The organism is Pseudomonas sp. EB271-G4-1, from assembly GCF_058791355.1.
The window spans coordinates 20,656-29,064 of the sequence record NZ_JBYTEO010000076.1 but is presented as its reverse complement, the minus strand read 5'-3'; the positions used below and the strand labels follow the sequence as shown (position 1 = coordinate 29,064).

Below are 8,409 nucleotides of genomic sequence, written 5' to 3'. Positions count from 1 at the left end.
AAGAAGTCAGCGACCTTGTCGGACCGGGGGCGGTAGTAAACGTACACGCCGCGTTGTTCGGGATCGTCAGGATGGGGCTCGTTCGCCGTGGCCTTGACCCGGTACACTTCGCGCCAGAATCCCGGCCGTTCCAGGTTCGGATCGTCGTCATACTTCACCCAATCCTGCAGGTGCAAGTACAGGCTGTAGAAGATCAGGCTCGGCGGCTGATCGGTGCTGCCCTCAAGCTTCGGCGGCTGCAGGTGATGACGGACCAGCACGAAGTTGCGCGAGAAGGGTTTTTCAACTTCTTCATTGACGAAGTAGGTCGTTTTCGGCGAATACGTATCGATGCGGTAAGCCACCACTTCGCCGTCGGCCAAGCAGTGCACATGGGACTGCTGTTTCAGGCCCGCAGCGGTACCGCTGTCGAAATGCACGCCGCCGTGCCACAGGCCATTGCGGCCCAGAGGGTAGTAACCGGCGGTGGCGTTGGCCAGGTGGGTCAGCTGTTGTAACGGGTCGCGCGCGTCCTTGAACGGGTGGCACCAGTTTTTCAGCGGCGGCAAGCGTTCGGCTTCGGGAGTCGTCGCTGGCGAAGTGGGTTGGGTGGCAGGGGTTGGCCAGACCCTGGGGGTGCTTGAATCGTAGTGACGGCCAAAAATCCAGTCGAGCAGCGTTGCCATGGCGTGTACGTTCCTTGTAACGAAAGGGGAGCAGGCAGCGAAATGGTCAGCTTCAGAGGGCTGGCGCACGCACGGGCAAAAGGATTTTTATGAGCATCCGCGCGCGAGCCTCGCAAGCCTTCACGAAGTTGGGTCGAGGTGGAAATAGGACGTTTCTGATGGACGCGTAGGATGCTTCTGAGTGTTTGTAAGAAGGCCCTTACGCTAGTTCCCGAAAGCCACAGCGTCTTGCGTCGTTGCCTACGGTTACGCCAGAATCCGCCGGCTTGTGCGCCTTGGGGTCGCTCGGTAACTTGATTCGTGTCACTGCACATCAGTGATCGGGTTTAGCAGCCCGCGATAACCTAAGTCGCATGACGCTTTCATCAGTCAGGTTTACGCCTGCATTTTGATGGTGGCTGTGCGCAGGGCGCCCTTGGGCGCGCCGGCTTCTTAGGTTCCCCGGTCTGCTAACCTGCGTGCAGCTGCCTCCCTTTTCGTTTAGCAGCAGGAGGGTGGCATACCATTAGGAACCTGAGATATGTCCAAGGTCACTCCCGATCCCCCGCGTATTGATCCCACCGACTTAAACAATCGCAACGACCCCATCTCCTCAGCCGCCGACATCAACGCCACCCCACGCAAACCCTGCACCATGTTCATCGTCAACCCTGAACTCGAGACCGAAACCCTCCTGGCCCACGCCTGTGAGTCACTGGCTTCAGCTAATGTCATGGCCCTGGATCTGGCGGATCGCACGCAGGGGGCGAGTCGCAATGTCCTGTTGGGTATTGCGCAAGTCATCATGCAGGGGGAGTTGGCGGTGAACCGCGCGCTGGATCGAATTGATCCCCGGGAATAGAAGATCAAAACATCGCAGCCTGTGGCGGCTCAGGGGAACGCAAAACCTGGTGGAACCCGGCATGCCGACGAAGGCGATTTTCAATGACGCTTTCGCCGGCAAGTCGGATCGCCGCACCGCTGGCTCCTACAAGTGCACATGCCGCTCGTCTATTCGAACGCACACTTTCCCCTGGACACCTTCAAACCAGTACGGCCCGGAAAACCCGGAACTACGTGGTGAGGTGAAACATGTCCAGCGAAACGATCTTCCAGGATAAAGGGCAAGACCCGGACAAGTCACAGGGCGCTGTAAAACCTGCGTCGGACGATCCGGGTAAATACGATCCCCTGACCCAGCCCAACCTCGAAGATGACGACGGCGCGCAGGATTGGAATGAGCGCGACAGGAAACTTCCCGAGGCAGATGAACAAACACCTTTGTCCGACGACAGGCGATAAACGCAGGCGCCCGGCGATAGCCCGATGCACTGCCCAGGAGAACAGCCAATGACACTATTCACGCCCTTGTCGGGTTCGCCTTCGGCGCTTTCGGATGCCGGCGTCGATGGCCCTTACCGTGAACTCTATGGTTTGCTGTACAGCAACGACCCGCAAGCAGCCACGCGGGGCGAACAGTTCCTGCGCGAGCAACTGGCCCTCGCCGCCGAACTCCCCTGTGATCTGCCTGAACAGCCAGGCCAGTTGTCGTCATGGACGGAACAACATTGTGCCGATGTGGCGCGTGACTATGCCCTCTATCTCGAGGCGCGCAAGCAGGGCGGGGCGCGTCGGTATTTCTCGAACAAGGCCCATGCCCTGTGTTTCCTGCAACGTGTTGCCCCGACCAAGGAAGTCGACGGTGCATGGCTGGCCGGGGTGCTGGAGCATTGGCAGGACATGCGCTATGACGGGCTGCTGAGCACCTATCTGGAAGAATTGGGTAACGGCGATGCGCGGCAGAATCACGTGGTCATCTACCGCAAGCTGCTGGCCGCCCACGACTGTGGCGACAGGCAGGGGCTGCTCGACGAACATTTTCGCCAAGGCGCAATCCAGCTGGCACTGGGGCAGTGCAGCGCGATGTTCATGCCGGAGGTGATCGGCTACAACCTTGGCTATGAACAACTGCCACTGCACTTGCTGATCAGTGCCTATGAACTGCGTGAGCTGGGGATCGATCCTTACTATTTCACCCTGCACGTGACCATCGACAACATCAGCAGCGGTCACGGGCGCAAGGCTATTGAAGCGCTGCTCGAACTGATGCCCATGGAGGAGGGGCGGGACGAGTTCTATCGGCGCGTTGCCGTCGGCTATCGACTCAATGACCTGGGGCCTGGCTCGACGGCGGTGATTGCAGGTTTCGATCTGCAGCAGGAAGTGATTGCCATGCTCGAGCGCAAACGTACCTATGGACAGCACATGCATTCCGATTACTGCCAGATCGAAGGCCAGACCGTCAATCAATGGCTGGCAACCCCTGGCCAGACCGAAGATTTTCTCGGCGCCCTGCAACGCAAGGGCTGGATAAAACGGCATGGCCCACCCGGGGAAAGCCGCTTCTGGCAGTTGATCGAGGGCGACACGGCGGCCATGTTCGGCGTGTTCAGTGGCTACGAAAAACAACTGCTGCACGACTGGATCGCCGGTGACTGGCAAGCGCCGCAACAGCAACGGGCGATACGCCGGGTGCCGTCCGATGATGCCTTCGCCGATGACGCCTGGGCGAACGATACCGAGCTCAAGGCCTTGCAAGACGCCCTGGACGACCAGTCACCGCGACAGCAATTGCAACTGCTGATCCCTTGGCTCTGCGCACAGCGCCATTGTCGTCCCGCCGGGCTCTATGCAACCCGTCGCTTTATTGAATGCGTGGCCCGTTTGCGCTGATTCCAGGAGTGTCATGCATGTCAGAACAACAGATTGCCGATCGTACTTTGCTGGAGCTCGGCAAGCGCCTGGCTGCCCAGGACTACCGTTTCATCACCCCGACGCCCTTGACCCATGAGCGCGTATGCCAACGCTTTGCACCGCCCTTGGCCAAGGACCGGCGTGACGTGTTCGGCTGGTCGATGCCGTTCGAGCACACGCTGTTTCCAGCGCAGGAACTGGCTGACCTGGAGCAGGCGGCCATCGTCGAAAAAGAGGGTTCGCTGTGGCGTAGCACGGTACGCTGGTCAAGCCTTGGGCCCTTGTTGATTGCCCACTCGGCGTACCCGACGACGCAGAGCGACGCGGTGTTTTTCGGGCCCGACAGCTACCGCTTCGCGCAATTGATCGAAGCGCATCTGCAGCAGCGCTCCGAGCCCGTGCGGCGCGCGGTGGACATTGGTTGCGGAAGCGGTATCGGAGCACTGGTCGTCGCCCGCGCCCGCCCGGACGCCGACGTGCTGGCGGTGGATATCAATCCACGGGCGTTGCGTTTGTTGGCGGTGAATGCCGAGCTGGCCCAAGCCAGGAATGTGAGCGCTTACCACAGCGACGTGCTGGGCAGTGTCGAAGGGCTGTTCGACCTGATCATCGCCAACCCGCCCTACATGAACGACAGCCAGCAACGGGCGTATCGGCATGGCGGTGGGGCGCTGGGGGAAGCCTTGTCGGTACGCATCGTGCGTGAATCGCTGCCGCGCCTGGACAAAGGCGGCAGCCTGCTGCTGTATACAGGAGTGGCGATGGTGGCCGGGACGGATCCTTTTCTCGAATCCATCCAGCCACTGCTTGGCGACGACAGGTTCACCTGGACATATCGCGAACTGGACCCTGACGTGTTCGGCGAGGAACTGCTCAAGCCCGGCTATGAACGGGTGGAGCGCATTGCCGTGGTCGCGTTGACCGTCACCCGGCGCTATTGATGCACCGCCGGTTCAATTGCCATCCGCTACCTTGCGTTCGATCTCGGCAACTTTGCGCCTGAGGTCCTCGGCTTCCTCCTCGGTGGTTTCGGGGGGAGGGGTCGCAAGGGCGTCATCCTCTTCGGTGGACGGGGTGTCGGCAGGGGTGATGTGGTCATCGTTGTTCATGGTACTGGCCTCCGGTGTGTACTCATTGGATCGGGGCCTTCGCTACGAGTTCGAGATTTTCACCAGCCATGCCTGACGCAAGTTAGCCCTTGCACCAATACTCGCTGATCGCGCCGTGTGCACCCTGCACCGGATCCTGGTCGGGGAATGGCAGCGTTTCGATGTTTTGCAACTGCGCAGCGCTCGGCGCTTCTCGGCAAATGTCGGCATGCTGGCTCGGTGGATAGGCGCCGACCACCAGGAAGTCGTCGCTGCAATCCAGGTTGCAATGCCCGGTGCCAGCCGGCAACAACAGCACATCCCCGGCACTGACCTGCAGCACGTGGCCGCCAGGTCCGCCCAACATCAGGCGGGCATGACCGCTGGCTATCCCAAGCACTTCATGGCCTTCGGTGTGATAGTGATGGAAGTCATAAATGCCGTAGCGCCATTGTGGTGGCCAGCCGTTGGCACTGAAGGTTTGTTCGAACAGGGCCGCCGGATCGTCGCCCTTGACAGCGATGGCCTTGGGATAGACCAGCACCGGCAGGCGAGGGTTGTTCGGCACCCAGCCATTGTGTTGGAACATCATTTGTCGCGCGGGAGCATCCGCTTTCGACCTGTTCATCTGTGACCTCCGTCTTTGCCCGGCGCTTTAAAGGCTGGCTATTGCAGGGACCTATTGTTGAGTGACATTGCCTGGGTATGGGTGGTTCTAAAAAACCGCAGGTGCAGGTGCAGTGAACTCCTGAAGGCGGCCTGGCTCAGAACTTCAAGCGCTGAATTTCAAGCGCTGAAGATCAGGAGCACTCAGTCGTGATCAGGGAGAAAGGGCCATGAGCAACGCGTTAACCCTCGAACGTCTGCTGCAACGGTTCGCCTGTCGGCCTTCGAAAAGCATCGCGGACGCTGCACTGCAACCGCTGATGCAGCAGCTCGTCAGCGATGGATTTACCGACCTGCCTCTGCCCGGGCAAGGCCGAACCCTGGATCGCTGGCGCACCCTGGCCGCCGTCTCGGCCAGCGATCTGGCACTGGCCAAGCTGTTCGAAGGTCATACCGATGCGCTGGCAATCATGGCCGAGCTCGAACCCGACGCGCCGCCGGCCGCGGGCACTTGGGGCACTTGGGCGGCCGAGCCGGCCTTTGCCCGGCTTAATATTGTCGACCATCAGGCCGGGACCGTGTACTTGCAGGGCCGCAAGGCCTGGTGTTCCGGCGCGGCGATACTCGATCGGGCGCTGGTGACAGCGTGGGATGAGCAGATGCAACCGCAGTTGGTGGCGGTCACGTTGCAGCAGCCGGCGATCACGCTACTCGACGATGGCTGGCAAGCGGTTGGCATGGGCCGTACGGCCAGCGTCGACGTGCTGTTCGAGGGTGCGCTGGGCCGTTGTGTCGGTTTGCCCGGGCAATATGTCGACAGACCCGGCTTCTGGCACGGTGGGGCCGGGATTGCCGCGTGTTGGTACGGCGCCGCTCGTGCGCTTGCCGATTACCTTCGCCAACATTGTACGCAACCGTACTGCGACGCCCATGCCCAGGCGCATCTGGGAGCCGTCGATGCGGCGTTGTGCTGCGCTCGGGCAGCGCTTCGGGAAACCGCCCTCTGGATCGATGAAAACCCCCGGCGCTCGGCGCAACTTCCTGTCCGCCGACTGCGTGCCCAAGTAGAAGCGGCCGTCGACAGCGTGCTTGCACATGTCGCACGCGGGCTGGGTGCCACGCCATTGTGTCGTGACAGTCACTTCGCCAGGCTCGCCGCCGACTTGCCGGTATTCCTGCGACAGAGCCATGCCGAAAAGGACCTGGCGCAGCTTGGGCAGCAGGTCGCCGCGCAGCCGCTCGATGGGTGGGCGCTGTGATCGCCGGGCCGGCTTCTCAAGAAAACCTGATTCAGGGGAAGGGGACAACACTGGCCGAATGGCAGGCCAGTGACGGGTTGGCGCAGGTGCCAACCATCACTCATCGACAACTGGTGCCTGCGGGGCGGCGCCTGGTCGTCGTCGCCCCGCATCCTGACGATGAAGTCCTCGGGTGCGCCGGCATCCTCGCGGGAATGCAGGGCAACGAGGCCGACGTCCTGATGATTGCGGTCACTGATGGCGAAGCCAGCCACCCGCAATCGCGGCACTGGACGCCGACACGCCTGCGACGGCAGCGCCCGATGGAAAGTACCCTCGCGCTCGCCCGCATGGGGCTCGATGTCGATTTGCTGGACTGGCAACGCCTGGCGTTGCCCGACAGCGCTGTAGAAACGCAGGAGGCGTGGTTGGTCGAGCGGCTGGCGGCATTGATTCGCCCGGGCGATCGTGTGATCACCACCTGGCGCCGGGACGGACATTGCGATCACGAGGCGACCGGCCGCGCGACCGCCTGCGCGGTAGCCCGCCACCAGGCTTGCCTGATTGAAGTGCCGGTCTGGGCATGGCATTGGGCGCGCCCCAACGATGCCCGAGTCCCTTGGGCGCGGGCGCACAAATACCTGCTGGCCCCACACGTGTTGGCGCGCAAGCGCCAGGCCATCGCTGCCCATGCGTCGCAGGTCAGCCGCGACGGTCAGACACCCGCGGTGTTGAGCGGTGAAACCCTCGAACGATTGCTGCAGCCTTTTGAACTGGTGTTTTTATGAGCGTATCCCCCGACTACTTCGAACAACTGTTCGGGGCCAGCGATGACCCCTGGTCCTTCCGGACCCGCTGGTACGAAAAGCGCAAGCGCGAGCTGACGCTGGCCAGCCTGCCGCGCCAGCGCTATCAACGTGTGTTCGAGCCAGCCTGTGCCAACGGTGAACTCAGCGTACAGTTGGCCGGGCGCTGCGACGCGTTGCTGTGCCAGGACCTGAACGCGAAGGCGGTCGACCTGGCGCGCCAGCGCTTGAGTGGACTGCATCATGTCCACGTCGAGCAGGCGGGTATTCCCCGGCAATGGCCGGACGGTGACTTTGACCTCATCGTGCTCAGCGAAGTGGGGTACTTCCTCGATGTGGACGAGTGGCACCAGGTCATCGAAAACACCTTGCGCAGCCTCGGCCCGGCGGGCGGCGTGCTGGCCTGTCACTGGTTGCATCCGATCGAAGGTTGTTCGCAGGACGGTCGCGATGTTCATGCGGCGCTTGGCGAACGCCTGCACCTGCATCGTCTGGTGCGCCATGAGGACGCGGATTTCCTGCTCGAATACTGGAGCCGGACAGCAACCTCGATCGACCTTGCCGAAACCTGCCAGTCGTTACCCGGCCAGTGACTTCAGGTAGTCGCCAAAGCCTTCCCGGCACCGGCAATGCTGGCGAGCGCTGGTGGTGACCGGGTTGCCGGCCGTCCACATGATGCGCGCGCCGCTGCGTTCCAAGTCGGCGACCAGCTGCACATCTTCGTGGGCGGGCAAGGCCTGGAATCCGCCCGCCTTGCGATACGCCACAGAAGAGACGCCGAGGTTGGCCCCATGGATATGCCGATGGCCCTCAACGGGGTGGTAATTGGCGTGATAGCGCTCGCGCACTCGCTCCGAATGTTCGGACCAGTCGTTGACTTCGACCAGGCCACAGACCGCATCGGCGTTGAACCTGATCTGTTCAACCAGCCATGAATCGGGCACGACGCTGTCGGCATCGGTGAAGGCCAGCCAGCGAGCATCCGCCGCCAGCAAGTGTTCGGCGCCTTGCGCGCGGGTTTTTCCAACGTTGCGGTGGGTGCAGCTCAACGTCCATACGCCGTAGGCCTGGGCAATGTCCAGGGAAGTGTCCGTGCAGTCATCCAGGACGATCAGGATCCTGACTTCTTCACGGTCCAGGTCCTGGTGAAAAGCCGCCGCCAGCAGCGACTCGATGCATTCCTCAAGACGCTGTTCCTCGTTATGCACCGGGACAATCACTCCTATCATCTGCAGCTCTCCATGGGACGTTCACCGTAACCTGGCTTTTCGAT

Annotated in this window: 10 protein-coding genes and 1 pseudogene; 7 read left to right on the top strand and 4 right to left on the bottom strand. The window is 61.8% G+C overall.

Translation table 11 applies throughout. The annotated features are described in order from the left end of the window. Positions 1-665, bottom strand: a pseudogene (locus AC3WWR_RS26760) (hypothetical protein); the annotation flags it as partial. Positions 666-1,185: 520 nt separating this feature from the next. On the opposite strand from AC3WWR_RS26760, the gene AC3WWR_RS26755 reads away from it, so the two are divergent. From AC3WWR_RS26755 to AC3WWR_RS26740, 4 genes are all read left to right on the top strand, one after another. Continuing rightward, entirely contained in the window at positions 1,186-1,506 is a 321-nt protein-coding gene (locus AC3WWR_RS26755) for a DUF6124 family protein (RefSeq protein ID WP_033042829.1), read from the top strand. Positions 1,507-1,736: 230 nt separating this feature from the next. Then, positions 1,737-1,946: a hypothetical protein gene (locus AC3WWR_RS26750; RefSeq protein WP_033042831.1), complete on the top strand. Its 210-nt coding sequence runs from the start codon at positions 1,737-1,739 to the stop codon at positions 1,944-1,946. A gap of 48 nt (positions 1,947-1,994) precedes the next feature. Next, positions 1,995-3,377 (top strand): iron-containing redox enzyme family protein, encoded by a 1,383-nt coding sequence (locus AC3WWR_RS26745; RefSeq protein ID WP_492599205.1) that lies wholly within the window; start codon positions 1,995-1,997, stop codon positions 3,375-3,377. Between the two features lie 17 nt (positions 3,378-3,394). Beyond that, positions 3,395-4,339 (top strand): methyltransferase, encoded by a 945-nt coding sequence (locus AC3WWR_RS26740; RefSeq protein ID WP_492599204.1) that lies wholly within the window; start codon positions 3,395-3,397, stop codon positions 4,337-4,339. Between the two features lie 12 nt (positions 4,340-4,351). Here AC3WWR_RS26740 and AC3WWR_RS26735 read toward each other — a convergent pair whose 3' ends face one another. Beyond that, a complete protein-coding gene (locus AC3WWR_RS26735) occupies positions 4,352-4,507 on the bottom strand; it encodes a hypothetical protein (RefSeq protein ID WP_191994402.1) in 156 nt (51 codons plus the stop codon). Between the two features lie 82 nt (positions 4,508-4,589). Next, positions 4,590-5,114, bottom strand: a complete 525-nt coding sequence (locus AC3WWR_RS26730) for a cupin (protein ID WP_033042836.1) — start codon at positions 5,112-5,114, stop codon at positions 4,590-4,592. A gap of 208 nt (positions 5,115-5,322) precedes the next feature. On the opposite strand from AC3WWR_RS26730, the gene AC3WWR_RS26725 reads away from it, so the two are divergent. The 3 genes from AC3WWR_RS26725 to AC3WWR_RS26715 are packed head-to-tail and all read left to right on the top strand — an operon-like array spanning position 5,323 to position 7,729. Further along, positions 5,323-6,351, top strand: coding sequence for an acyl-CoA dehydrogenase family protein (locus tag AC3WWR_RS26725; protein ID WP_083348882.1), 1,029 nt, complete (start codon positions 5,323-5,325; stop codon positions 6,349-6,351). After that, positions 6,348-7,118 (top strand): PIG-L deacetylase family protein, encoded by a 771-nt coding sequence (locus AC3WWR_RS26720; protein WP_020800984.1) that lies wholly within the window; start codon positions 6,348-6,350, stop codon positions 7,116-7,118. Before AC3WWR_RS26725 ends, AC3WWR_RS26720 begins: the two co-directional genes overlap by 4 nt. Beyond that, positions 7,115-7,729, top strand: a complete 615-nt coding sequence (locus AC3WWR_RS26715) for an SAM-dependent methyltransferase (protein WP_020800983.1) — start codon at positions 7,115-7,117, stop codon at positions 7,727-7,729. Before AC3WWR_RS26720 ends, AC3WWR_RS26715 begins: the two co-directional genes overlap by 4 nt. On the opposite strand, the gene AC3WWR_RS26710 is transcribed toward AC3WWR_RS26715, so the two are convergent. Beyond that, positions 7,715-8,365 (bottom strand): glycosyltransferase family 2 protein, encoded by a 651-nt coding sequence (locus AC3WWR_RS26710; RefSeq protein ID WP_492599203.1) that lies wholly within the window; start codon positions 8,363-8,365, stop codon positions 7,715-7,717. The genes AC3WWR_RS26715 and AC3WWR_RS26710 overlap by 15 nt on opposite strands. Positions 8,366-8,409 lie beyond the last annotated feature (44 nt).

Coding starts and splice junctions, on each gene's coding strand:
- AC3WWR_RS26755 (WP_033042829.1), top strand. CDS start 1,186: ATGTCCAAGGTCACTCCCGATCCCCCGCGTATTGATCCCACCGACTTA.
- AC3WWR_RS26750 (WP_033042831.1), top strand. CDS start 1,737: ATGTCCAGCGAAACGATCTTCCAGGATAAAGGGCAAGACCCGGACAAG.
- AC3WWR_RS26745 (WP_492599205.1), top strand. CDS start 1,995: ATGACACTATTCACGCCCTTGTCGGGTTCGCCTTCGGCGCTTTCGGAT.
- AC3WWR_RS26740 (WP_492599204.1), top strand. CDS start 3,395: ATGTCAGAACAACAGATTGCCGATCGTACTTTGCTGGAGCTCGGCAAG.
- AC3WWR_RS26735 (WP_191994402.1), bottom strand. CDS start 4,507: ATGAACAACGATGACCACATCACCCCTGCCGACACCCCGTCCACCGAA.
- AC3WWR_RS26730 (WP_033042836.1), bottom strand. CDS start 5,114: ATGAACAGGTCGAAAGCGGATGCTCCCGCGCGACAAATGATGTTCCAA.
- AC3WWR_RS26725 (WP_083348882.1), top strand. CDS start 5,323: ATGAGCAACGCGTTAACCCTCGAACGTCTGCTGCAACGGTTCGCCTGT.
- AC3WWR_RS26715 (WP_020800983.1), top strand. CDS start 7,115: ATGAGCGTATCCCCCGACTACTTCGAACAACTGTTCGGGGCCAGCGAT.
- AC3WWR_RS26710 (WP_492599203.1), bottom strand. CDS start 8,365: ATGATAGGAGTGATTGTCCCGGTGCATAACGAGGAACAGCGTCTTGAG.